Genomic DNA, 23,279 nt, shown 5'->3' on the forward strand with positions numbered 1-23,279 from the left:
GTAATGATGCGGGCTTGGGGGGTAGCGGCGCTGGCCGTAGCGGTTAGCGCCTGTTCGTCGGGCGTGGTGCCCTCGCGACCGGGAGCGGTGCGACCGGCGCCTGCTGGCCCTCCCGTCCGTCAGCCTACGGCTGCGACTCCGCTTCCGCCCAAGCCTGCGCCCGCTGCCACGGCGAGCACCGCGACTGCCGCATCGGCGGGACTGGTCGCCGGACCGGACATTGCCGCGCTTCCGATCACCGCGATCGGTGCGACGCGCGCGCTGGAGGCGTTCCGGACCAGCTGCCCCAGCCTGATCAAGCGCACCGACGCCAGCGGTCTGACCCGCGCCGAGGACTGGCGTGCGGCGTGCGACGCGGCGCGGACGACGCAGCCGCGCGACGCCACCGCCTTTTTCGCGCGCTATTTCGAAGCGGTGCAGGTGGCCGACGGCAAGGCGTTCGCCACCGGTTATTACGAGCCGGAGATCTCCGGATCGCGCACGCGGCGTTCGGGCTATGAAGTGCCGATCTACGGCCGCCCCGCGGACCTGATCGACGTCGACCTCGGCACCTTCTCCGACAACCTCAAGGGCCGTTCGATCCGGGGGCGCGTTGATGGCACCAAGTTCGTGCCCTTCTACGACCGCACCGCGATCGAGCAGGGCGCGCTGCAGGGGCGCGGGCTCGAGATCGGCTGGGCGGCTGACCCGGTCGAGCTGTTCTTCCTTCAGATCCAGGGGTCGGGGCGGCTGCGGCTGCCCGATGGCGGGATCATGCGCATCGGCTATGCCAGCCAGAACGGGCGCGACTATACCGGGATCGGCAAGCTGATGATCGACCGCGGCATCCTGCCCAAGGGGCAGGGGTCGATGCAGGGGATCATGGCCTATCTGCGCAACAACCCCGAAGATGGGCGCGCGATCATGCGCGAGAACAAGAGCTACGTCTTCTTCCGCGAGTTGACCGGTGCCGGCCCGCTCGGCGCGATGGGCTATCCCGTGACCGGGCGCGGCAGCGTTGCCGCCGATCCCAAGTTCGTTCCGATGGGCGCGCCGGTCTTCCTGTCGATGGACCGTCAGGACGCGACGGGCATCTGGGTCAACCAGGATACCGGCGGCGCCATCAAGGGCAGCAACCGCTTCGACACCTTCTGGGGCGCGGGCGACGATGCGCGGGCGATCGCTGGCGGTATGTCCGCGCGCGGCACCGCATGGCTGTTGTTGCCCAAGGGAACGCTGGCGCGCCACGGCGCCGACTGAGCGATGAGCAGACCGCCGCGCATGATGACGCCCGAGGAACGGGCGCTCTGGGCGCGTGTGATCGCCACGGTGACCCCGATCGTGCGCGATCCGGTCCCGGCCAAGGCGCCGCCGCCCCAGCCGCTTGCGCCGGTCTCGCCCGATCCTGTGCCGGTTGCGCGGGTGAAGGGACGCGTGCCGCCTGCACCCGCTCCGAAGCCCAGGCCCGCACCGGCCTCTGCCGATACACTCGACGCGAGCTGGGATCGCCGTCTGAGCCGCGGGCTGGTAGCGCCCGAAAGCGCAATCGACCTCCATGGCCACACGCTCGCCAGTGCGCATGCCCGGCTCGACCGCGGACTTGAGGCTGCGATTGCGCGCGGCGACCGCGTGCTGCTGCTGATCACCGGCAAGCCGCCGCGGCCGGAATCGGAACGTCCCCATGCCCGCGGCGCGATCCGTGCTGCCGTGGGCGACTGGTTGGCGGGGTCGCGGCATGGCGACCGGATTGCGGCGGTCCGCAACGCGCATCCGCGGCACGGCGGGCAAGGTGCGCTCTATATCGTGTTGAAAAGGCAGCGGTCCGTTCCGGGACAGAATTTTTAACCCTTTCGGACCTATAGCGATCCTCCGTCCGCATCGGGCCGGGCAAGGGGGATAGCGCAGCCGCGATGAACGGATTTTCGCTCAAGAGTCGTGCGATCGTGTTTGCGATCTGCGCCGGGGCGTTCGTGTTCATTCTTGCGCTCGCAGCGACTTCGCAGGGGCATTTCGACAGCGAGAATGCCGGACGTGCGCTGATCGCCGCGATCATCTGTGCCGCGATGTGCTGGGCCTATGCGGAACGCACCATCGCTTCCACCGCCGCGGCGATCGACGCAGCGATCGAGCGCCTTTCAAGCGCCGCCAATGGGGACCTGGAGAGCGAAATCCCTCCCGAAGTCGGTGAATGCGTGCCGCCGCTGGCCGATGCGATGGGCGGATTGTTCCGTCAGCTTCATTCGAACCTGGAGAGCGTGCAGCGGCTCGCGCTGTTCGATCCGGTGACGGCACTACCAAATCGGATCCACTTCCGGCGCAGCTGCGAACGGGTGCTGACTGAGCTTCCCAATGAAGCGATGGCCGCACTGTTCTTCATCGATCTCGACCGGTTCAAGGCGGTGAACGATACGCTCGGTCATGCGATGGGCGATCAGCTGCTGGGAATGGTCGCCAACCGGCTTCGCGCCGTGGCTGACCGCTTCACGGCGGAGGGCGACCTTCGGCAGCCGCTGATCGGCCGGCTTTCGGGTGACGAGTTCACCATCTTCTTCCCCGCGCTGGCGAATGTGCGCAATGCCGACCGGATCGGCCGCGGCATCCTGTTCGCGCTGTCCGAGCCGTTCGACCTCGCCGATCAGGAAGTCAGCATCGGCGCGTCGGTGGGGATCGCGATGCGGCCGGAGCACGGCACGACGCTGACCGACCTGATGCGGGCTGCCGATGCCGCCATGTATCACGCCAAGGGCAATGGTCGTGGCCGGGCCGAGCATTTCAGCGAGGGCCTTGCCGCCGAGATCGCCGAGCGCGCTCAGCTTGAGAGCGATCTGCGCGGCGCCGTCGAGCGCGATCAGTTTGCGCTGGTCTATCAACCACAGATCAGCGCCGCGGATGGCCGGATCGTCGCGGCCGAGGCGTTGCTGCGCTGGCAGCATCCCGAACGGGGCCTTTGCCTGCCGGGCAGCTTCATCACCCGGGCCGAGGAAACCGGCCTGATCGTCGAGATCGGCGAATGGGTGGTCGAGAATGTCGCCAACACCATCGCCCGCTGGGGCAAGCTTGGCGTCGAGCAGCGGATGGCGGTCAACATCAGCCCGCGTCAGCTCGACCATGCGGCCTTCTTCCGCCGGCTGCGCGATGCGATGCAGGCCGCGGGCGCCCCGGCGCGCCTGCTGGAGCTCGAGATTACCGAAACGCTGGCGATGCATTGTTCGCGCGAAGTGATCGACGCCATCGCCGCGTTGCGCGCCGACGGAGCGAGCATCGCGATCGACGATTTCGGGACCGGCTATTCCAACCTTGCCCGGCTGCGCGACCTGCCGCTCGACCGGGTGAAGCTCGACCGCAGCCTGGTCGAGCACGTCGCGACCAATGCTGAGGCGCGCACGATCGCGCAGGCGGTGATCGGGCTGATCCACGGCATCGGCTGCGAAGTCGTGGCCGAGGGCATCGAGACGCAGGCACAGCTCGACGTGCTGCGCGTGATCGGTTGCGACGTACTGCAGGGCTTCGTCATCGCCCAGCCGATGGCGGAGCGCGATTTCATCGCGTGGGCGCAAACTGCGCCGCAATTCGAGGCGCGGATCGCAGGATAGGGCCTGTTACTGGTCGTACACGCGCCGCAGCAGAGTCTCGTAGATCGCCGTCAGCTTGTGGAGGTCGTCCAGCGCGACCGCTTCGTCCAGCTTGTGCATCGTCGCATTGAGCAGGCCGAATTCGACCACGGGGCAGATGCGCGAGAGGAAACGCGCGTCGGAGGTGCCGCCGCTGGTCGACAATTCGGGCCGGATACCGATCTCGGCCTCGATCGCATCGCCGATCAGGGTGGAGAGTGTCCCCGGCTCGGTCAGGAACGCCTCGCCATAGACACGGCCGCGAACGATCGCCGCGGGGGCATGGGTGTGAACGATGGTTTCGATCCGCTCGATCAGATCGTGGCCGCGATGCTGGTCGTTGAACCGGATCGAGATGCGTGCCGCGGCCTTGCCGGGAATGACGTTGGTCGCCGGATTGCCGACCGTGAGGTCGATGACCTCGATATTGGAGGGCTGGAACCAGTCGGTACCTTCGTCGAGTATAATCGCGTCGATCTCCGCCAGCGCACGGACGAGGCGGGGGATCGGATTGTCCGCCAGGTGCGGGTAGGCGACATGGCCCTGCCGTCCCGGCACCTCGATATCGATCACGGTTGATCCGCGGCGGCCGATCTTGATCGTGTCGCCGAGGCGGTGAGCGCTGGTCGGCTCGCCGACGAGGCAAAGGTCGGGCGTCAGGCCTGCCGCCGCCATCCGGTCCATGAGCGCCAGCGTGCCGTAGGTGGCGGGGCCTTCTTCGTCGCCGGTGATGATCAGGCTGAGCGTGCCGATGGCCGGCAAGGCGGCCACTGCGGCGGCAAAGGCGGCGATCGATCCCTTCATGTCCACCGCTCCGCGCCCGTAGAGCAGGTCGCCGCGTACTTCCGGCTCGAATGCGCCCGAGGTCCAGCCTTCGCCCGGCGGAACGACGTCGAGATGCCCGGCAAAGGCGAAATGCGGGCCCGGTCCGGCTTTGCGGACGGCCAGCAGATTCTCGACCGGCCCATCGGGTGCTTCGCCAGCGACAAAGCGATCGATGGTGAACCCGAGTGGAAGCAGCGCAGCCTCCAGCACATCGAATACCGAACCGCGTGCCGGGGTGATGCTCGGTGCGGCGATGAGGGCCTTGGTGAGTTCGACGACGTCGGGCAAAATGGCCTCCAACAAGCGCATTCCGAAAAGTGTGAGTGGTTTCGGATCAAGATGCGCGACAACAAAACAGCGTGGAGGCTCCATTGCCCAAGCTCGACCTCGACACAATCCCGCAGACCAATGCGACGGGTTATCCGCCCGAACATGCGGGGGTGGTGCAGGAACGCTGGTACCGGCGGCTCGCGCCCGCGGCAGGGCTGACGGATTTTGGCGCAAGCCATGTCGTACTCAAGCCCGGTGCCTGGTCGGCCCACCGCCACTGGCATGAGGGGGAGGACGAGATGGTGGTGATGATCGCGGGCGCGGCGGTGCTGGTGGACGACGGCGGCGAGACGCTGCTGCGCGCGGGCGACGTTGCGGTGTTCGTCAAGAATGACGGCAACGGTCATGTGCTGCAGAACCGCAGCGATGCCGATTGCGTCTATGTCGCGATCGGCAAGCCGTCGGTCACCGCCTGCCACTATCCCGATATCGACCTGCACCTGTTCCCGGGCGAGGGGTTCCGGCGCAAGGACGGATCGGAATTCTAGCCCGGGGACTTCAGCCCATCAGCGCCGCTACGGGCAGCCGTAATAATATTCCTCGCTGTAGAGCGAAGGGCCTCCGTTGCGGAAGATGTGGCCGTCGCAGAACCTGATGAACTGACCGACGATGTTGGTGTGATTCTCGTCGTCATAATAGACGATGGCATATTCCTGCTGGCCGTGGGTTGCATGCGCGGGGACGGACATGCTGCCGGCGATGACGGCGCAGAGCCCCAGAATTCGCAGAGCGGCTTTCATCGAAAGACTCCTCGATCGTGAGGCGTCGAAGATGTGGCTGGGTGGGCAGGCAATACAATCCGGAGATTAGACCGAAGCGGCGCTATCGTGTCAGTTCGGCGCCTGCTCGAACTGCTGCAACACCCATTCCTCTTCCTGCGCCGCCGCGATCCAGTCCTGCATGAAGGGATGCTGGAGCACCGCCTGCATATAGGCCGGGGCGAAGCGCGCGACCGGGAGCGAGTAGGTGACGAAGCGGGTGACGACGGGCGCGAACATGATGTCCGCTGCGCCGAACTCACCGAACAGGAATTCGCCATTGCCGCCGAACCGCGCGCGGGCCTGCGCCCACAGCTCCATGATCCGCTGGATGTCCTGCATGACATCGTCGTCGGGTTTCTTGGGTTCATAGACCTGACGGATGTTCATGCTGTGCTTGCGGCGCAGCGCGGCGAAGCCCGAATGCATTTCTGCGGCCATCGACCGAGCCATCGCGCGCGCGGCGGGATCGGCGGGCCAGAATTTCTCCCCGCCCGACTTCTCGTTGAGATACTCGATGATGGCGAGGCTGTCCCACACCACCGCGTCGCCGTCCCACAGGATCGGCACCTTGCCCGACGACGGCGCGAATTCATCTCCCTCGCGGCGCTTGTCCCAATCCTGATCGTAGAGCGGGACGACCACCTCCTCGAACGGCAGGCCCGAAAGCTTGCAGGCGAGCCAGCCGCGCATGGACCAGGAGGAATAGGCTTTGTTGCCGATGATGAGCTTGAGCATGGCCCGGGGGATAGCGGCGGGGCGGGGCGGGGGCAACGCCGTTGGACATGCCACACATGTCTTTCGACCAACCGCAACTGGGTTCGATCGATTGCGTTGCACGATCTGGTCGCATGCGAAACAATCCTGTGATGGACACGACCTCCCCTCTTTCGCGCCGCACGCTGATCGCCCTGGCGGCGATTGCCCCGGCCGCCGCTCTGGCGGCGACCCCCGCGGCACCGCACCGCCTGAACGTCGGCGACCGGTTGACACGGTTCGGCCTGCTCCGGCCCGGACGGCGAAGCTATCTCCGCTCGCAGATCCGGAACGGCGCGCATGTCGCGACCGATATCTGGCAGCGCGAGGTGCGGTTCGAGCGCATCGATGGCGTCGATCGGCTGCGGATCGTTCAGCGCTGGGACGGCACAGGCAAGGAGCCGTCACTGGTCGAGCGCGATTCGCTGTTCGAAACCGGCACGTTCCGGCCGCTGACCCATGTCCGCACGACGCGTGCCGGCGGCAAGACGGTGATCGAGGGATTCAGCTTCGGCGAGAAGGCGCTGACCGGGATGCGCGAGCTTGCCGACAACAGCCAGGCCGCGGTCGACGTGCCCTTCCCCGAGCCCATGTATAATTTCGAAACCGACATGGAGATGCTGCAGACGCTTCCGTTCGCGCGCGGCTACGCGGTGTCGATCCCCTTCTTTCATCCCGTCGGCGGCGCGCCGGCGCGGTATCTGTGGCGGGTCGCAGCCGAAGAGGCGATTGCCGGGCCGGACGGGCGCGGTATCGACTGCTGGGTGGTCGAGACCGACTATAACCGCCCGCAATCGCCGCCCGCGCGCTTCTGGTTCGCCAAAGGCACCCAACAGCTGATCCGTCAGGAATCGCGCGGACCCGACGGGACCAGCTATCTCAAGACATTGCTTCTTTAGTCTTCCGCCCCCTTGCACATGTCCCCGGTCTTACGGCACCTAAGTACCGGTTTTCGGGGCATGTGGGGGAGCGATGTCGCGTATATTCTGGGCGGGCGTGTCTGTGCTCGCGTTGATGGGCAGTGCCGGTTCGAACGCGGCGCCTCAGGCCGCTGCACCTGCTGTCTCGACGACACCAGCCGCGCCAGCCGCACGCGCAGCGACTCCGCGCACACCATTGCCGGTCGAAGCCTTTGCCGAGCTGCCGGACGTCCAGAGCCCCGACCTTTCGCCGGACGGCACTCAGGTCGCCGGCAGGGTGGCGATCAACGGAAAACAGTATTTCGCGGTCATCAAGCTTGGCGGCGAAGGACCGCCCAAACTGCTCAATCCCGGGGAGGCCGATCTCAACTGGTGGAATTGGGTCAATGACGAGTGGGTGATCGTCGGGATCGGCCAGGAAGTGCCGGTCGAAGGCGATCAGTGGTATGTGAAGCGTGCGATCGGTGTGCATGTGCCGACCGGCAAGGTGACGCAACTCGCCCCGCGCCAGGTGGGCCAGAATGGTGACGATGTGATCTGGGCGGCGCGCGACGGGTCGGCGCGCGTGCTGCTGTCGTACCAGACTTCGATCTACACGAACCAAGCAGGCTTCTGGCCTCAGGTCGATGAAGTCGATCTGGTCACCGGTAAGCGGCGCGTGGTGGTGGCGAGCAAGGCCGGCGTGTTCAACTGGTACGCCGATGGCGCGGGCCTTGTGCGCATGGGCATCGGCATGAGCGAGGATGGGCGCTCGCGCCGCCTCCTCTATCGTGACCGCGCCGATGCGTCGTTCCGGACCATCGACCGGGCAAAGACGCGCGAGGACCGATTGACCGTGCCCGCGCTGTTTCTGGGCGACAAGACCAAGGCGTTGGTAATCGACGATGACGAGGGGGGGTATTCCGCGCTCTACGAGCTGGACCTGACGACACTCGAGCGCGGCAAGCAGCTGTTTGCGAGCAAGGGATATGACATTGGCGGGATCGTGCGCGATTCCACCGGCTTCGGCTATCTGGGCGTCAGCGTCGAGGAAGATCGTCCACTGGTTCGCTGGACCGATGCCGAGATGGCGGCGATGCAGACGTCCGTGTCCGGACTGGTCAAGGGTGCGCAGGTCCAGATCGCCTCGCTCAACCGCGACCGTTCGCGCGCGCTGCTCGCCGTCGGCGGGGCGGACGCGCCGGGGGGCTATTTCGTCTATCGCCGGCCCGAGGACTCGATGGAGCTGCTCGGCTACAACAATCGCACGATCAAGATGCGCCGTATGCATCCCGTCCGCACGATCCGCTACAAGGCACGCGACGGCCTGGAGATTGCGGCGGTGCTGACCGTGCCCGCGGCACGCAAAGGCAAGCTGCCGTTGATCGTGATGCCGCATGGCGGGCCGTTCGCCCGCGACAGCGAGACCTGGGACTGGTGGACTCAGTTTCTGGCTGATCGCGGCTATGTCGTAATCCAGCCTAATTATCGCGGTTCGTCGGGCTATGGCACCGAGTTCGAGAAGAGGGGGCGGGGTCAATGGGGCCTTGCCATGCAGGACGACCTGGACGACGCGATCAAGGCGGTTGCCGACCTTGGCATCGCCGATCCGGCGCGCGTGTGCATGGTTGGTGCCTCCTATGGCGGCTATGCGGCGCTGCGTGCGGCGCAGCGCGACGGCAACAAGTATCGCTGCGCCGTTTCCTATGCCGGCGTTTCCGATCTCAACCGGATGCTCAGGCATACCAGCAGCTTCCTTGGCGGCGGTGCGCGGGGCGACTGGCTGCGCGATCAGGCGCCGGATCTCAAGAATGTGTCGCCGCTCAACTTCCCGCAGGAGTTCTCGATCCCGGTGCTGCTGGTGCATGGCGAGAAGGACCGGGTGGTGCCGCTGGTCCATTCGAAGGTGATGGCGCAGAAGCTGAAGTCCGCCGGCAAGGACGTGACCTACATCGTCCAGCCCGAGGCCGATCACCATTTCAGCCGGACCGAAGACCGGCTTGAATTCCTGAAGGCGCTCGAGGCGTTTCTGGCGAAGCATAATCCGGCCTAGGCCGGATTATGCGGATCAGACGCTGACCGCCTCAAGAACCGCAGCGCGGAGTTCGGCGATGCCGTCGGCCTTCTCGCTCGAGGTCGAGAGGATGTCCGGGTGCGCCGCGGGGCGCTTGCGGGCTTCGGCGATCGTCCGTTCGGTGACTTCGGCAAGCTCGGCCGGCTTGATCTTGTCCGCCTTGGTCAGGACGATGCGATAGCTCACCGCCGCTGCGTCGAGCATGTCGAGGATGTCGCGATCGACCTCCTTGATGCCGTGGCGGCTGTCGATCAGCACGAGCACCCGCTTGAGGACATCGCGCCCGCGCAGATAGTCGTTCACCAGGAAGCGCCATTTCTTGACGATGTCCTTGGGTGCCTTGGCGAAGCCGTAACCGGGCATGTCGACCAGCCGGAACTTCAACGGGTCGCCGATATCGAAGAAATTGAGCTCCTGCGTCCGCCCCGGCGTGTTCGACGTGCGGGCCAGGCCGTTGCGGCCGGTCAGCGCGTTGAGCAGCGAAGATTTGCCCACGTTCGACCGGCCGGCAAACGCCACTTCCGGCACCGTGGGATCGGGCAGGAAGTGGAGCGCAGGCGCAGACTTCAGGAAGGCGACGGGGCCGGCGAAGGTCTTTCGCGCGGCCTCGATCGTTTCGGGATCGAACTGCGTCACTTCTTCGCCGACTTCGCCGGAGTCGCTGCCGCGGCCGCCGGTTCCTTGAGCGCGGGGTGGCGCATGTAGAGGAACTTCTGCTGAGCAATGGTGAGCAGGTTCGAGGTGATCCAGTAGAGCTGGAGACCGGCCGCGAACGGCGCCATCACGAACATCAGCACCCAGGGCATGATCGCGAAGACCTGCTTCTGGACATCGTCCATCGGCGCCGGGTTGAGCTTGAACTGCGCCCACATCGACAGGCCGAGCAGGATCGGCAGCACGCCGATCGCCAGGAACGCCGGCGGGTTGAAGTCGAGCAGCCCGAACAGGTTGAGCACATGCAGCGGGTCGGGTGCCGAGAGATCCTTGATCCACAGGATGAAGGGCTGGTGACGCATCTCGATCGAGAGCATCAGCACCTTGTAGAGCGCGTAGAGGATCGGGATCTGGAGCAGGGTGGGGAGGCAGCCCGCGAGCGGGTTCACCTTCTCATCCTTGTACAGCTTCATGACCTCCTGCTGCTGGCGCTGCTTGTCGTCCTTGTAGCGTTCCTGCAGCGCCTTCATCTTGGGCTGGAGCGCGCGCATCGACGCCATCGAGGCGAACTGCTTCTGTGCGATCGGGAACAGCAGCAGGCGGACGGTGAGCGTCAGCAGGATGATCGCCAGGCCGAAATTGTCGACCATGCGGAACAGCCAGTGGAGATAGTGGAAGATCGGCTTCTCGAAGACCTCGAACCAGCCCCAGTCGATGGCCTTGCCGAACTGGCGGATGCCGCCCTGTTCCTCATAGTGATCGAGCAGGTTGATGTCCTTGGCGCCCGCGAAGAAGCGCGAGGTCTGGGTGACCATCTGGCCCGGGCCGACCTGGCGGGCGGTGGCGGGCTCGAACTGCGCCTGGGTGGCGGTGCCGCCTGCCGGGCGGAACTTGAGCGCGACGTTCATGCCCTGATCGGGCACCAGCGCAGTCAGCCAGTAGATGTCGGTATAGCCGACCCAGCCGCCGGTGGAATCGAAGCTCTTGGCGCCTTCGTCCTTCACCGTGCTGTAGTTGACGCCATAGTCGACCGTGCCGTTGTACGAAGCGACCGGGCCAGCGTGGATCGTCCAGGTGTCATGATCCTTGCCCGGGCCATAGCGGTAGAGATAGCCATGGCCGGCGACGCTGATCGGCTTTTCGCCGAGGTTCGCGACACGCTGACGGACGGTGAACATATAGCCGTCATCGACCGAGATCTCGATGATGAAGCGTTGCGAGCCGCTGCCCGTGGTGAGCTTGACCGGGGTGCTGGGCGTCAGCTTGTTGCCGCTTGCGGTCCACACCGCGTCGGCGGCGGGCGCGGTCAGGCCGTTGCCCGACCAGCCGAAGCCCGCGAAATAGGCGTCCTGCGTGCCCGAGGGCGAGAGCAGGCGGATCGGGGCGCTGTCCTTGGCGATCGTCTCCTTGTGCTTGACCAGCACCAGGTCGTCGATGCGCGCGCCCTTCAGGTTGATCGATCCGCGCACGGTGGGGGTCTCGATCGCGATGCGCGGGGACTCGGCAAGGACGATCTTTCGGTCGCGAACTGCCGCAGGGCTGTCGGCAGCGGGGCCGGCGCCGGGGTTGGCGACCACCTCGGTCTTGCCGCCCTTGATTTCGGTCACCGGCGGGTTGGCGGTCGGGAACAGCCAGCCTGTGACCATCGGCCACCCGAACAGCAGCAGCGCGGCGAGCACGGCGAAGAGCAGGAAATTCTTCTGGTCGTCTTTCACGTCAGTCCCCGGTTCAGGAAATCAGGGCACGGGATCATAGCCGTGCCCACCCCACGGATGGCAGCGAAGGATGCGCCGGAGCGCGAGCCATCCGCCTTTGAGCGCGCCATAGCGGGAGAGTGCCTCGATTGCATAGGCCGAACAGCTCGGCGCATAGCGGCAGGAGGGCGGAAGGATGCGCGAGGGGCCGATCTGCCAGCCGCGCGCAATCAAGATCAGGGCACGGGCGATCATCTGCGGATCTTGCCCAGCGCCTTGGTGAGGTCGGCCGTAAGCGCCGCGAAGTCGCGTTCGATGCCCGAATTGCGGCCGATCAGCACATGATCGGCGCCCGGCACGCCCTCGACGGGCAGAATCGCACGCGCAAGCTCACGAAAGCGGCGCTTCATGCGGTTGCGCACGACAGCGTTGCCGACCTTCTTGGAAACTGTAATGCCGATTCGCATGGTTGAATCATCATCGCCGCGAACGCGGACCAGCAACACGAACCCTGGCATGGGTGCGCGTTTGCCCGCGTTGGCGGCGAGATAATCCTTGCGCAGCGTCAGCCGCGCCAGAGGGCCTGTGTTCAGGCGCTCAGCTTGTTGCGGCCGCGGGCGCGGCGGGCGCGAATCACATTGCGGCCGCCGGGGGTCGCCATGCGCGCGCGGAAGCCGTGCCGGCGCGCTCGCACCAGGTTGCTCGGCTGAAAGGTCCGCTTCATCGCTCATTCCCTGAAATCTAGAAACTAAAAGGGCCGCCACCGGGGCGACCATGTGAGGAGCGCCGTTAGCCAAAGCTGATCGGGAAGTCAATTCGCAGCCAGCTCTTTCGCGCGTTTACGCCGCCTTTTGGCGCTGGCGCGGATCAGGATGCGGTCGATAAAGGCGCCGGCACGCGGCCAGCGGGCCTTCAATCGCACGAACCGGTGCCGCGCCCAAGGCGAATTGCGCAGAATCAGGATGATACCCGCCGCCGCGATCAGCGTGCCTCCGGGGCCGGGAATCGGCGAAGCAAGCGGCGCGGCGACGCAGAACAGCAGGATTCCCGCCACCAGCAGGCTGATTCGCACGATCGGATGCGGTTTGCGGCGCATGACTTGCAGGTGGGGGCGTGTGTTGCCGATGCAAGACGCGAACGCGATGAACCGTTCCCTGCCGCCCAAAAGCCGTTACAAGCAGGCGAACAAATGGGGGGTGTATGGTCGCGAGCGTATCTACGGTTGCGTATCTGGGGCTGGAGGCGCGCGCCGTGGAGGTGCAGTGCAACCTCGTCCCCGGCCTGCCCAATTTCGTCGTTGTCGGCCTCCCCGACAAGGCGGTGGCGGAGAGCCGCGAGCGCGTCCGTGCGGCGATGGCGGCGATCGGTCTTGCGCTGCCGCCCAAGCGGGTGATCCTCAACCTCTCGCCCGCGGATCTGCCCAAGGAAGGGTCGCATTTCGACCTGCCGATCGCACTGGCGTTGCTTGGTGCGATGGGCGTGGTCGACGCCGAGGCGCTGAGCGAGCATGTCTTTGTCGGCGAGCTGGGGCTCGACGGGCGGATCGCGCCGTCGCCGGGCGTGCTGCTGGCGGCGCTTCACGCGGCGGAAACGGGGAAGGGGCTGGTCTGCCCGGTCGCGCAAGGGCCAGAGGCGGCATGGGCCGGAACCACCGGCGTGATCGCCGCGCCCGACCTGATCGGGTTGATCAACCACTTCAAGGGGCAACAGCTGCTCGGTGCACCGCAGGCGGGTGAGGTGGAGGAAGTGCTGCACGGCCCGGACCTGAGACAGGTGAAGGGGCAGGAGACCGCCAAGCGCGCGCTCGAGATCGCCGCGGCGGGCGGGCACAATCTGCTGATGGTCGGGCCGCCGGGTGCGGGCAAGTCGCTGATGGCGAGCTGCCTTCCGGGCATACTGCCCCCGCTCGACGCAGGTGAAGCGCTCGAGGTATCGATGGTCGCCAGCGTCGCCGGGACGCTGCAGGGTGGGAAGCTCACCCGGATGCGGCCGTTCCGCTCGCCGCACCATTCGGCGTCAATGGCGGCGCTCACTGGCGGGGGGCTCAAGGTCAAGCCGGGCGAGGTGAGTATGGCGCATCTCGGCGTGCTGTTCCTCGACGAACTTCCCGAATTCCAGCGCGCGGTGCTCGATTCGCTGCGCCAGCCGCTGGAGAGCGGCACCGTCAGCGTCGCGCGCGCCAATGCGCATGTGACCTTCCCGGCACGCGTCCAGCTGGTCGCAGCGATGAACCCGTGCCGCTGCGGGCATCTCGGCGATCCCGCGCTGGCCTGCGCGCGGGCGCCCAAATGTGCGGCGGATTATCAGGCCAAGGTCTCCGGGCCCTTGCTCGATCGCATCGATCTGCATGTCGATGTGCAGCCGGTCACTGCCGCCGATCTGGTGCTGCCACCGCCTGCCGAAGGATCGGCCGAGGTCGCTGCGCGGGTGGCGGCGGCGCGAAAGGTTCAGGCGGCCCGCTACAACGGCTCGGGCACCCGCACCAATGCCGAGGCGGACGGGCCGGTGCTCGATGCTGCCGCGACCCCCGACGAACCCGGCCGCAAGCTGCTGGCGCAGGCGGCGGAGGCGATGCACATGTCGGCGCGCGGTTACACCCGTGTGCTGCGCGTCGCGCGGACCATCGCCGATCTGGCACAAAGCGAAACGGTCGGACGTATTCACGTTGCCGAAGCGCTGAGCTACCGTCGCCAACCGCCGCGATCCTAGGCGAGTCGTTTTGACTGAAGAAGAAGAGGTTAGAGTCGCATAACAAGGGGAACGAAGATGGAATGGATGATCCTGCCGTTTAAGCGCTATTTCGACTTCAAGGGTCGCTCGCGGCGTAAAGAATATTGGATGTACACGCTATTCGTCGTGATCGTGTCGATCGTTCTCAGTATCCTGGATACGGTGCTTGGTCTGGGTGGCAGCGCAACCGGCGACGCAGATCTGACCGGCACCTCCGCGGGGGCCTCGGGCGCAGTGTCGGGCGGGTTGCTGTCCAACATCTTCTCATTGGCGACGATCATCCCCAGCCTCGCCGTGGGCGTACGGCGGCTGCATGACACGGATCGCTCGGGTTGGTGGATCCTGCTCCCGCTCGGCCCCATCGTGATCGGCGCCATCCTGATGGGCGCAAGCTTCATGTCCGCGATGTCGGGCGGCGGCAGTGCCGGCTTCTCGGGTATCGCGCTGTTCGGCGTGATCATGCTGCTCGGCGGTCTGGCCTGCGCCATCCTGCTGCTGGTCTGGTACTGCACGACGGGCACGCCCGGGCCGAACCGCTTCGGTGAGGACCCGAAGGGGCAGGGCACCAACGCCGACGAGGTGTTCGGCTGACGAACAAGCGGCCGGGTCCGCAGGGCCCGGCCGTCTTCTTGCACCGCCGCGGGGGCGGCGGGCATGGCAAATGGGGGTGGGATGCGCTGGGCGCTGTTGCCGTATCGACGCTATTTCGAGTTTCGCGGCCGATCGCGCCGCACCGAGTTCTGGGCGTTCATGCTGGGCTGGGTGATCGTCGCGATCGCGCTTAGACTGACGGAAGAGCTGCTCGGCATCAACGATCTGGCCGGGACCGGCTTGCTCGGATCGCTGTTCGCGCTTGGCAGTTTCATTCCCATCCTGGCGGTCACGGTTCGCCGCCTGCACGATGCCAACCGCACCGGCTGGTGGGCGCTCCTGCCATTCACGGCCTTCTTCATCGCGCTCTTCGCGGTCCCATTCGGTGCCGAGACGCATGACGCAGTATCGCTGGTGATCGGGGCTTCGGCCTTGCTGTGCCCGATCGCCCTGCTCACCATGCTGGTATGGAAGGGGCCTGCCGGACCCAACCGCTTCGGCGCCGATCCCCGAAATCCCGATGCGGACCTTGAGATGGTGTTCAGCTAGGCGGCTGCCGGGCGTGGCTTGCGCACCGGCTTGGGCTTGGGCCGCTTGAACCAGAAGGTCCACACCGCCAGCGTGCCGAGCATCGCAAGGACGAGACCGGTGGCTGCGATCACGAGCTTCCACAGGATGCCACCGACCTTGGCGGCGTGGAGCGGGTAGAGTGCGTTATAGGCGCGCACGCCATTGGGCATCGTCTGGACGTTGCGGGTGTCGACCAGCTGACCATTCTCAGGCCGGAACCACAGCAAGGTGCGGCCGTTGGGCAGCCATTCGGGTTGCTGCCGCAGACGCATCAGGATCAGCCCGCCGGGCTTGCGCGGGAAGGATACGAGGCGAACTTCGGCATCCGGATATTGCGCGCGTGCCGCCGCGAGCATCGTGGCCCAGTCGAGCTTTGCAGCGAGCGGGCCGCCCTCGACCTTGGGTGCCTCGAACGGTGCGCTCAAGCCTGTGCCGGGCGCGAACAGCGCCTCGCTGATCGGGCGGAACACCATCAGCGACCCCGTCGCGAGTGCGAGGAACAGCAGGGGCGCGAAGACCACGCCGATGTCGCGGTGGTGGGTGACGATCGCCGGGCGGCTCATCCGCTTGGGGATCAGGCGGAACTTGAAGGTCTTGCGCAGCCGCCACCACAGAATCGCGCCAGTGATGACGAACAACAGGCCGATCAATGCCGCGATCCCCGCCACCGTCTCGCCCGTGTCGCCGAAGAAGAGGTGGTGGTGGAAGTCAAACAGCCAAAGCTCGACCCGGTCCCATTTGCTGCCCCATTCGGTGACGATGCGGCCCGACTGGTCGGCATAGGCGCCCGCGCCCTCGCCGCGCGACAGGCGGGTGAGGCCGAAGTCCTGCGACGCGAACAGGATCGACTGGGGCGGTCCGCCGGGCGCGGCCATCGCGGCATCGACCTGCGCTGCGAGCGACGCGACGTCCTGACGCTGCGCATCGCCCGCGCCGGGCAGATATGCCAGCCACCAGCTCTTGAAGACGAGGATGGCGCCAGTCAGGCCGAGCAGCCCGAGCACCAGCCCGATGATCCCGCCGGTCCAGCGGTGGAGGAGGTCGATCCACTTCATCGCCGCTGCCCTCAGAACCGGTAGTCCCAGCCGAGCGTGAAGGTCCGCCCGCGCCCTGCGAAGAAAGCGAGATTGTCGGTCGGCAGCCGCGTGTCGCTCGAATAGTCGATATATTGCGTGTTGAGCAGGTTCTGGACGCTCAGGCTCAGCGCGCCGATGCCGGTGTCGTAGCGGATATTGGCGTCGGTGACGTTGTAGCCGCCGAAGTTGTTGCGCTGGTCAGGCTGGGTCTTGCCCGCATCGGCATGGAAGCTGCGCGACAGGTAGAATTGCGACTGGACGCGCGCCGAGAATGGCCCCTTCGCGTAGCTCGCCGAAAGGTTGAGGCGGTCGGGCGAGATGTTCACGCCGTCCAGATCGGTATCGACCACGCCGTCGGGGTTCGTATCGGCGTCATAGCGGCCGAGCAGATGTGCATAGCCGATGCCGAGCTTCAGGCCGTCGATCGGAGTCTTCACGCCCAGCGCGATCTCGAGCCCCTGGATCTCGACGCGCAGGCGCTGCACGTCGAAGATGCGGTCCGGCCGTGCGATCAGCAACTGCCCCTTGTCGCTCGACGACCAGAAATAGGTGGCGGACGCGTCGAGCGGCCCGCGCTTCACCTCGATGCCGATCTCGCGGTTGTTGGTCACGATGGGCGAGATGTCGACATAGGTGTCGATATCGATCCCGCTGCGGTTCACGGCGCGGGTGATGCGGCCGATATCGGGAACCGTGAAACCCTCGGCATAGCTTGCATAGGCGCGGATGCCCGCGGCCGGCTCGAAGATGATGCCGCCATTGACCAGCACGTCGTCGAATTTCGGGCTGCCGCCGGCGACCGCGACGCCGCCATAGGTCGCGGGGTTGGGCGGAGTGCCCGTCGCAGTGGTCGAGGCGAGGGTGCGGTAGTCGTCGACGGTGATCTTCACATTCTCCCACCGCGCGCCGCCGGCGAGGCGGAACAGACCGTCGAACAGCTTCAGGTTCGCCTGCGCGAAGGGGGAGAGGCTCTGGAAGTCGCTCGGGGGTACCCAGACGCGGCCGGTCGCGATCAGCCGCTGCTCGGTCTTGTCCCACAACGCGTCGAAGCCGAGCGTCAGCGTCAGATCCTCGAAGCCGGGGATGCCGCGCTCGTAGCTGATCTTGCCGCCGAACTTGCGGCTGCGATTCTCCGATTGGTCGAACAGCGTGCCGATCGGTGCGATCGCCGGATCCTGGAAGGTCGCGGTCGGCGTCGGCTCGCCGCCGAACGTGTCATGCGTGCGGTTGAAGAAGACCTGAGTGATCAGGTTTCCGCCCCACAGATTGCTGTCGGTGAGCGAGAGCGCCACGCTCTCCACGCGGTTGGCGGCCGCCTTGCCCGGCGGGGTGCCGTGCACCGCGCTGGTCGGGATGCCGAGCGTGCGGTTGCCTGCCAGCGGCACATAGTCGCCTTCGCCGTCCAGCTCGAACCGGCTGGCGATCAGGTCGAGCCGCGCGCTTGGCGAAAGTTCGTAGCCCAGCCGCGCGAACAGCGATGTCGCGCGTGAATCCTGCGTCTCGCCCTGAGTCAGGTTGATGCCGATGCGGCGGCCATCGGCGTCGTAGAAGGCGCCGCGCTTCTCGTACGTCGCGCCCACGGTCGCGTCGAAGCGCCCGGCCTTGTACTGGATCAGTCCCGCGGTCTTGTAGCCGATGCCGTCGCTCTTGAAGTCGCCGTCGGCGGTGCCCTGCAGCAGCACGCGGCCCGACAGCCCCTCGGTCTTCGGCGCCCCGACCGTCACCTGGTTGACGATGCCACCGGTGCCGCCGATCCCCTGTAGCGCGTTAGAGCCATAGATCAGCTCCACCCGGTCGACGAAGAAGCCGTCGATCGTAAAGCCGTCGCGGCTGCTGTCACGCATCGGGGTCGACTGGGGGATGCCGTTGATCGCGTAGAGCGGCGAGCGGCCACGCAGCGTCTCGCCCGCACCCGACAGCTTCTGGCGGGTAGGGGAGAAGGACGGGGTCAGCGTCGCCACCGCATCGGTGACCGACCCGGAGATCGCGATCTGCTGGTCCAGCGCGTCCTTGTCGATCACGTCGATGGTCAGCGGCAGCGCATTGGGTGGCAGCACGGTGCGCGCTGCGGTGATGACGACCTGATCGTCGCCGTCGTCCCCGTCCGGTGCCGCCTGCGCATAGGCCGCTGCGGGGATGAGCCACACCAGCGCGACGAGGGGCAACGGCGAACGCAAACGACGGATCATTGGAATCTCCCTTTGCTGCGCCCGCTAACAGCGAAAGGAAGGTAATGCAAACTAGTCGCATTAACTGGAGTGGGCCGGGCCGGTTTGCGGTTCCGCTGGCCCAATGCCGCCAACGAAAAAGCCGCCGTCCGGTATCCCCGGACGGCGGCTTCTCTTTGTCAGCGTGAGCGGCTGACGAAAGCGATCACTCGCTCTCGTTCAGGTAATCGCCCGCGGCCTCGTCGCTGCCGTCGCCCGAGACTTCGACCTTCTCCAGCGCGTCGCTGGTGGCCATCGCCTCGATCGGGTCCTGCGCCAGCTCGGCTGCACGCTCCTCAGCGGCCGAGTTCGGCGCGATGAGGACTTCCTGCAGACGGCGCTGCTGCGCACGGAGCGCGGCGTCGCGGCTGGTGGCCGCGATGCGCATCCGGTTCATGCCCGCGCCGGTGCCGGCGGGGATGAGACGGCCGACGATCACGTTCTCCTTGAGACCGATCAGCGTGTCCTGCTTGCCCTGGACCGCCGCCTCGGTGAGGACGCGGGTGGTCTCCTGGAACGACGCCGCCGAGATGAAGCTGCGGGTCTGCAGCGACGCCTTGGTGATGCCGAGCAGGATCGGCTTGCCCTGTGCGGGGGCCTGGCCGGGCTCGAGCTTCTCGTTGGTCTCGTCCATCTCGTCGCGATCCACCTGCTCGCCGGGGAGCAGGGTGGTGTCGCCGGCGTCGGTGATCTCGACCTTCTGCAGCATCTGGCGAACGATCACCTCGATGTGCTTGTCGTTGATCTTCACGCCCTGGAGTCGATAGACTTCCTGGATTTCCGACACGAGATATTCCGCGAGCGGCTCGATGCCGAGCACCTCGAGAATGTCGTGCGGATCGGGCGAGCCGCCGATCAGGTTGTCGCCACGCTTGACGTAGTCGCCTTCCTGAACGTCGATCACCTTCGACTTCGGAACCAGATACTCGACGACCTCGCCGCCATCCTCGGGCTGGATGCCGATCTTGCGCTTCGCCTTGTAGTCCTTGCCGAACACGACACGGCCGGAGACCTTCGCGATGATCGCGTTTTCCTTGGGCTTGCGCGCTTCGAACAGCTCGGCGACGCGCGGCAGACCACCGGTGATGTCACGGGTCTTGGCGCTTTCGCGGCTGACACGGGCCAGCACGTCACCGCCATGGACCACCGCACCATCCTCGACCGAGATCACCGCACCCGGCGCCAGCATGTAGCGCGCGGCCTCGCCTTCGCTGTCCCCGGTCAGGGTCAGGCGCGGACGCAGGTCTTCCTTCTTGGCTGCAGCGCCGCGGTTCTCGATGACGACGCGCTGGGCGATGCCCGTCGCTTCGTCGACCTGCTCGGTCAGCGTCTTGCCGTCGATCAGGTCCTGATACTTCACGACACCGCCGGTTTCCGTGATCACCGGCATGGTGAACGGATCCCACTCGGCCATGCGGTCGCCCTTGGTCACGACATGGCCGTCATCGAACATCACATACGCACCGTACGGAATACGATGCACCGCCAGCTCGCGGCCATCCATGTCGAGGATCGCCAATTCGGCCGAACGCGAGGTGACAACGCGGCGGCCGCGCTGATCGACGATCATGCGGACGTCGCGGAACTCGACCTTGCCGTCCACCGGAGCTTCGAGGTTCGACTGCTCGTTGAGCTGCGCAGCGCCGCCGATGTGGAAGGTACGCATGGTGAGCTGCGTGCCCGGCTCGCCGATCGACTGCGCCGCGATCACGCCGACCGCTTCGCCGATGTTCACCGGCGTACCGCGGGCGAGGTCACGCCCGTAGCACTTGGCGCACACGCCGATCTTGGCTTCGCAGACCAGCGGGCTGCGGATCTTCATGCCCTGGACGCCCAGTGCCTCGATCTGCGTGATCATCGCTTCGTCGAGCAGCGTACCGGTCTCGATCGCCACTTCGCCGGTCTTGGGGTCGACTACATCCTCGGCCGTGGTGCGGCCCAGGATACGCTCGCCCAGCGACGCGATGGTCGAACCGCCCTGCACGATCGCCTTCATCTCCAGCGCGCGCTCGGTGCCGCAATCCTCCTCCATGACGACGCAGTCCTGCGACACGTCGACAAGGCGGCGGGTGAGGTAGCCCGAGTTCGCAGTCTTCAACGCGGTATCCGCGAGGCCCTTGCGGGCGCCGTGGGTCGAGTTGAAGTACTCAAGGACGGTCAGACCTTCCTTGAAGTTCGAGATGATCGGCGTTTCGATGATCTCGCCCGACGGCTTGGCCATCAGGCCGCGCATACCGGCGAGCTGCTTGATCTGTGCTGCCGAGCCACGAGCACCCGAATGGGCCATCATGTAGATCGCGTTGGCGGGCTTCTCACGGCCGGTCTCGGGGTCGGTCTTGACCGCCTTGATCTCGTCCATCATCGCGGCCGCCACCTGGTCGCCGCAACGGCTCCAGGCGTCGATCACCTTGTTGTACTTTTCCTGCTGCGTGATCAGGCCGTCCTGATACTGCTGCTCATAATCCTTCACGAGCGCGCGGGTCTCGTCGACCATCGCTTCCTTGGCGCCCGGAATGATCATGTCGTCCTTGCCGAACGAGATGCCCGCCTTGAACGCGTGACGGAAGCCCAGCGCCATGATCGCGTCGGCGAACAGCACGGTCTCCTTCTGGCCGGTGTGACGATAGACCTCGTCGATCACGTCGCCCACGTCCTTCTTGGTGAGCAGGCGGTTGACGACGTCGAACGGCACCTTGTGGCTCTTCGGAAGGCACTCGCCGAGCAGCATGCGGCCCGGGGTGGTCTCGAAGCGCTTCATATAGGTGTTGCCGTCCTCGTCCGTCTGCGGGACGCGGCTGGTGATCTTCGTGTGAAGCGTCACGGCACCGGCGAACAGGGCCTGATGCACCTCGGCCATGTCGCCCAGGATCATCCCCTGGCCCGGCTCGTTCTCCTTCTCCATCGAGATGTAGTAGAGACCGAGAACCATGTCCTGCGACGGCACGATGATCGGCTTGCCGTTCGCGGGCGACAGGATGTTGTTGGTCGACATCATCAGGACGCGCGCTTCCAGCTGGGCCTCGAGGCTCAGCGGAACGTGAACGGCCATCTGGTCACCGTCGAAGTCGGCGTTGAATGCCGAGCAGACCAGCGGGTGAAGCTGGATCGCCTTGCCTTCAATGAGAACCGGCTCGAACGCCTGGATGCCCAGACGGTGAAGCGTCGGCGCGCGGTTCAGCAGAACCGGGTGCTCGCGGATCACTTCGTCCAGGATGTCCCAGACTTCCTTGCGTTCCTTCTCGACCCACTTCTTGGCCTGCTTCAGGGTCATCGAGAGACCCTTGGCGTCCAGACGGGCGTAGATGAACGGCTTGAACAGCTCGAGCGCCATCTTCTTCGGCAGGCCGCACTGGTGCAGCTTGAGCTCCGGACCGGTCACGATGACCGAACGGCCCGAATAGTCGACGCGCTTGCCGAGCAGGTTCTGACGGAAGCGGCCCTGCTTACCCTTGAGCATGTCGCTGAGCGACTTCAGCGGACGCTTGTTCGCACCGGTGATGGTGCGGCCGCGGCGGCCATTGTCGAACAGCGCGTCGACGGCTTCCTGCAGCATGCGCTTTTCGTTGCGGACGATGATGTCCGGTGCGCGCAGTTCCATCAGGCGCTTCAGGCGGTTGTTGCGGTTGATCACGCGGCGATACAGATCGTTGAGATCCGAGGTCGCGAAGCGGCCGCCGTCCAGTGGCACCAGCGGGCGCAGCTCGGGCGGGATGACCGGAACGACGTCGAGGATCATCCACTCCGGACGGTTGCCGGAATCGATGAACGATTCGACGACCTTGAGGCGCTTGATGATCTTCTTGGGCTTCAGCTCCGACTTGGTCGTGGCCAGCTCTTCCAGAAGCTCCTTGCGCTCACCCTCGAGGTCGAGGTCCATGAGCATGATCTTGACCGCCTCGGCGCCGATGCCGGCCGAGAAGGCGTCCTCGCCATATTCGTCCTGCGCGTCGAGCAGTTCATCCTCGGTGAGGAGCTGGAACTTCTCGAGCGGGGTCAGGCCCGGCTCGGTGACGATGTAGCTCTCGAAGTACAGCACGCGCTCGAGCTGCTTGAGCTGCATGTCGAGCAGCAGGCCGATGCGCGAGGGCAGGCTCTTCAGGAACCAGATGTGCGCAACCGGCGCGGCCAGCTCGATATGGCCCATGCGCTCACGGCGGACCTTCGAGACGGTAACCTCGACGCCGCACTTTTCGCACACGATGCCCTTGTACTTCATGCGCTTGTACTTGCCGCACAGGCACTCATAGTCCTTGATCGGGCCGAAGATACGCGCGCAGAACAGGCCGTCACGCTCGGGCTTGAACGTGCGGTAGTTGATGGTTTCCGGCTTCTTGATCTCGCCGAACGACCACGAGCGGATGCGGTCAGGCGACGCAATGCCGATCTGGATCTGGTCGAAGGTTTCCGGCTTGGCCACCGGGTTCGCGAAGTTGGTCAGTTCGTTCATTCTCTGTGTCCCTCTGGAGGGTCAAATTCGTCGGGGCGGGGAAGGGGCAGCGGCGTTGAAAACCGCTGCCCTGTAATC

At 65.9% G+C, this 23,279-nt stretch carries 21 protein-coding genes; 9 read left to right on the forward strand and 12 right to left on the reverse strand.

The features are described 5' to 3' along the window. Window positions 1-3 precede the first annotated feature (3 nt). The 3 genes from mltA to AC07TU_RS15520 all read left to right on the forward strand — a co-directional run bounded on the left by mltA (window position 4) and on the right by AC07TU_RS15520 (window position 3,572). On the forward strand, window positions 4-1,239 hold the full coding sequence (gene mltA, locus AC07TU_RS15510) for a murein transglycosylase A (RefSeq protein WP_495188817.1): 1,236 nt from the start codon (window positions 4-6) through the stop codon (window positions 1,237-1,239). A gap of 3 nt (window positions 1,240-1,242) precedes the next feature. Next, window positions 1,243-1,824 carry a Smr/MutS family protein gene (locus AC07TU_RS15515; RefSeq protein WP_495188818.1) on the forward strand — a complete coding sequence of 194 codons (582 nt, stop codon included), beginning with the start codon at window positions 1,243-1,245 and terminating at the stop codon, window positions 1,822-1,824. Between the two features lie 65 nt (window positions 1,825-1,889). Next, on the forward strand, window positions 1,890-3,572 hold the full coding sequence (locus tag AC07TU_RS15520) for a putative bifunctional diguanylate cyclase/phosphodiesterase (RefSeq protein ID WP_495188819.1): 1,683 nt from the start codon (window positions 1,890-1,892) through the stop codon (window positions 3,570-3,572). 6 nt (window positions 3,573-3,578) lie between these two features. On the opposite strand, the gene dapE is transcribed toward AC07TU_RS15520, so the two are convergent. Next, window positions 3,579-4,724 (reverse strand): succinyl-diaminopimelate desuccinylase, encoded by a 1,146-nt coding sequence (dapE, locus tag AC07TU_RS15525; RefSeq protein WP_495188820.1) that lies wholly within the window; start codon window positions 4,722-4,724, stop codon window positions 3,579-3,581. Window positions 4,725-4,786: 62 nt separating this feature from the next. On the opposite strand from dapE, the gene AC07TU_RS15530 reads away from it, so the two are divergent. Then, entirely contained in the window at window positions 4,787-5,233 is a 447-nt protein-coding gene (locus AC07TU_RS15530) for a cupin domain-containing protein (RefSeq protein ID WP_495188821.1), read from the forward strand. Window positions 5,234-5,260: 27 nt separating this feature from the next. Here the strand turns inward: AC07TU_RS15530 and AC07TU_RS15535 are convergent, their stop codons facing one another. Continuing rightward, window positions 5,261-5,485, reverse strand: coding sequence for a DUF6289 family protein (locus AC07TU_RS15535; RefSeq protein WP_495188822.1), 225 nt, complete (start codon window positions 5,483-5,485; stop codon window positions 5,261-5,263). 90 nt (window positions 5,486-5,575) lie between these two features. Continuing rightward, the gene (locus AC07TU_RS15540) at window positions 5,576-6,241 is read right to left on the reverse strand and encodes a glutathione S-transferase N-terminal domain-containing protein (RefSeq protein WP_495188823.1); all 666 of its coding nucleotides are present in this window, start codon (window positions 6,239-6,241) and stop codon (window positions 5,576-5,578) included. A gap of 113 nt (window positions 6,242-6,354) precedes the next feature. On the opposite strand from AC07TU_RS15540, the gene AC07TU_RS15545 reads away from it, so the two are divergent. Then, window positions 6,355-7,158 carry a DUF3108 domain-containing protein gene (locus tag AC07TU_RS15545; RefSeq protein WP_495188824.1) on the forward strand — a complete coding sequence of 268 codons (804 nt, stop codon included), beginning with the start codon at window positions 6,355-6,357 and terminating at the stop codon, window positions 7,156-7,158. A gap of 73 nt (window positions 7,159-7,231) precedes the next feature. Further along, a complete protein-coding gene (locus AC07TU_RS15550; protein WP_495188825.1) occupies window positions 7,232-9,211 on the forward strand; it encodes an alpha/beta hydrolase family protein in 1,980 nt (659 codons plus the stop codon). A gap of 15 nt (window positions 9,212-9,226) precedes the next feature. On the opposite strand, the gene yihA is transcribed toward AC07TU_RS15550, so the two are convergent. The 6 genes from yihA to AC07TU_RS15580 form a co-directional block, all read right to left on the reverse strand. After that, complete coding sequence (gene yihA, locus AC07TU_RS15555; RefSeq protein ID WP_495188826.1) at window positions 9,227-9,868, reverse strand: ribosome biogenesis GTP-binding protein YihA/YsxC; 642 nt, start codon at window positions 9,866-9,868, stop codon at window positions 9,227-9,229. Continuing rightward, entirely contained in the window at window positions 9,865-11,601 is a 1,737-nt protein-coding gene (yidC, locus tag AC07TU_RS15560) for a membrane protein insertase YidC (protein WP_495188827.1), read from the reverse strand. The genes yihA and yidC overlap by 4 nt, the downstream gene beginning before the upstream one ends. A gap of 21 nt (window positions 11,602-11,622) precedes the next feature. Beyond that, window positions 11,623-11,835 carry a membrane protein insertion efficiency factor YidD gene (gene yidD / locus AC07TU_RS15565; RefSeq protein WP_066576234.1) on the reverse strand — a complete coding sequence of 71 codons (213 nt, stop codon included), beginning with the start codon at window positions 11,833-11,835 and terminating at the stop codon, window positions 11,623-11,625. Then, window positions 11,832-12,098, reverse strand: coding sequence for a ribonuclease P protein component (rnpA, locus tag AC07TU_RS15570; RefSeq protein ID WP_495188828.1), 267 nt, complete (start codon window positions 12,096-12,098; stop codon window positions 11,832-11,834). Before rnpA ends, yidD begins: the two co-directional genes overlap by 4 nt. A gap of 71 nt (window positions 12,099-12,169) precedes the next feature. Further along, window positions 12,170-12,304: a 50S ribosomal protein L34 gene (gene rpmH, locus AC07TU_RS15575; RefSeq protein ID WP_044332822.1), complete on the reverse strand. Its 135-nt coding sequence runs from the start codon at window positions 12,302-12,304 to the stop codon at window positions 12,170-12,172. Between the two features lie 87 nt (window positions 12,305-12,391). Next, on the reverse strand, window positions 12,392-12,676 hold the full coding sequence (locus tag AC07TU_RS15580) for a hypothetical protein (protein ID WP_495188829.1): 285 nt from the start codon (window positions 12,674-12,676) through the stop codon (window positions 12,392-12,394). 104 nt (window positions 12,677-12,780) lie between these two features. On the opposite strand from AC07TU_RS15580, the gene AC07TU_RS15585 reads away from it, so the two are divergent. From AC07TU_RS15585 to AC07TU_RS15595, 3 genes are all read left to right on the forward strand, one after another. Next, window positions 12,781-14,289, forward strand: coding sequence for a YifB family Mg chelatase-like AAA ATPase (locus tag AC07TU_RS15585; protein ID WP_495188830.1), 1,509 nt, complete (start codon window positions 12,781-12,783; stop codon window positions 14,287-14,289). Window positions 14,290-14,346: 57 nt separating this feature from the next. Beyond that, the gene (locus tag AC07TU_RS15590; protein WP_495188831.1) at window positions 14,347-14,901 is read left to right on the forward strand and encodes a DUF805 domain-containing protein; all 555 of its coding nucleotides are present in this window, start codon (window positions 14,347-14,349) and stop codon (window positions 14,899-14,901) included. 63 nt (window positions 14,902-14,964) lie between these two features. Further along, window positions 14,965-15,450 carry a DUF805 domain-containing protein gene (locus tag AC07TU_RS15595; protein ID WP_495188832.1) on the forward strand — a complete coding sequence of 162 codons (486 nt, stop codon included), beginning with the start codon at window positions 14,965-14,967 and terminating at the stop codon, window positions 15,448-15,450. Here AC07TU_RS15595 and AC07TU_RS15600 read toward each other — a convergent pair. The 3 genes from AC07TU_RS15600 to rpoC all read right to left on the reverse strand — a co-directional run bounded on the left by AC07TU_RS15600 (window position 15,447) and on the right by rpoC (window position 23,201). Further along, entirely contained in the window at window positions 15,447-16,526 is a 1,080-nt protein-coding gene (locus AC07TU_RS15600) for a PepSY-associated TM helix domain-containing protein (RefSeq protein WP_495188833.1), read from the reverse strand. The two genes, AC07TU_RS15595 and AC07TU_RS15600, sit on opposite strands and share 4 nt — an antisense overlap. A gap of 11 nt (window positions 16,527-16,537) precedes the next feature. After that, window positions 16,538-18,736 (reverse strand): TonB-dependent receptor, encoded by a 2,199-nt coding sequence (locus AC07TU_RS15605; RefSeq protein WP_495188834.1) that lies wholly within the window; start codon window positions 18,734-18,736, stop codon window positions 16,538-16,540. Window positions 18,737-18,920: 184 nt separating this feature from the next. Next, window positions 18,921-23,201 carry a DNA-directed RNA polymerase subunit beta' gene (gene rpoC, locus AC07TU_RS15610; RefSeq protein WP_495188835.1) on the reverse strand — a complete coding sequence of 1,427 codons (4,281 nt, stop codon included), beginning with the start codon at window positions 23,199-23,201 and terminating at the stop codon, window positions 18,921-18,923. Window positions 23,202-23,279 lie beyond the last annotated feature (78 nt).

It is taken from the genome of Sphingomonas sp. GW821-FHT03E12 (assembly GCF_059420685.1).

Coding starts and splice junctions, on each gene's coding strand:
- AC07TU_RS15580 (WP_495188829.1), bottom strand. CDS start 12,676: ATGCGCCGCAAACCGCATCCGATCGTGCGAATCAGCCTGCTGGTGGCG.
- AC07TU_RS15545 (WP_495188824.1), top strand. CDS start 6,355: ATGCGAAACAATCCTGTGATGGACACGACCTCCCCTCTTTCGCGCCGC.
- mltA (WP_495188817.1), top strand. CDS start 4: ATGATGCGGGCTTGGGGGGTAGCGGCGCTGGCCGTAGCGGTTAGCGCC.
- AC07TU_RS15520 (WP_495188819.1), top strand. CDS start 1,890: ATGAACGGATTTTCGCTCAAGAGTCGTGCGATCGTGTTTGCGATCTGC.
- AC07TU_RS15540 (WP_495188823.1), bottom strand. CDS start 6,241: ATGCTCAAGCTCATCATCGGCAACAAAGCCTATTCCTCCTGGTCCATG.
- rpoC (WP_495188835.1), bottom strand. CDS start 23,201: ATGAACGAACTGACCAACTTCGCGAACCCGGTGGCCAAGCCGGAAACC.
- AC07TU_RS15595 (WP_495188832.1), top strand. CDS start 14,965: ATGGCAAATGGGGGTGGGATGCGCTGGGCGCTGTTGCCGTATCGACGC.
- yidD (WP_066576234.1), bottom strand. CDS start 11,835: ATGATCGCCCGTGCCCTGATCTTGATTGCGCGCGGCTGGCAGATCGGC.
- AC07TU_RS15600 (WP_495188833.1), bottom strand. CDS start 16,526: ATGAAGTGGATCGACCTCCTCCACCGCTGGACCGGCGGGATCATCGGG.
- AC07TU_RS15515 (WP_495188818.1), top strand. CDS start 1,243: ATGAGCAGACCGCCGCGCATGATGACGCCCGAGGAACGGGCGCTCTGG.
- AC07TU_RS15585 (WP_495188830.1), top strand. CDS start 12,781: ATGGTCGCGAGCGTATCTACGGTTGCGTATCTGGGGCTGGAGGCGCGC.
- dapE (WP_495188820.1), bottom strand. CDS start 4,724: ATGCGCTTGTTGGAGGCCATTTTGCCCGACGTCGTCGAACTCACCAAG.
- AC07TU_RS15535 (WP_495188822.1), bottom strand. CDS start 5,485: ATGAAAGCCGCTCTGCGAATTCTGGGGCTCTGCGCCGTCATCGCCGGC.
- rnpA (WP_495188828.1), bottom strand. CDS start 12,098: ATGCCAGGGTTCGTGTTGCTGGTCCGCGTTCGCGGCGATGATGATTCA.
- AC07TU_RS15605 (WP_495188834.1), bottom strand. CDS start 18,736: ATGATCCGTCGTTTGCGTTCGCCGTTGCCCCTCGTCGCGCTGGTGTGG.
- AC07TU_RS15550 (WP_495188825.1), top strand. CDS start 7,232: ATGTCGCGTATATTCTGGGCGGGCGTGTCTGTGCTCGCGTTGATGGGC.
- rpmH (WP_044332822.1), bottom strand. CDS start 12,304: ATGAAGCGGACCTTTCAGCCGAGCAACCTGGTGCGAGCGCGCCGGCAC.
- AC07TU_RS15590 (WP_495188831.1), top strand. CDS start 14,347: ATGGAATGGATGATCCTGCCGTTTAAGCGCTATTTCGACTTCAAGGGT.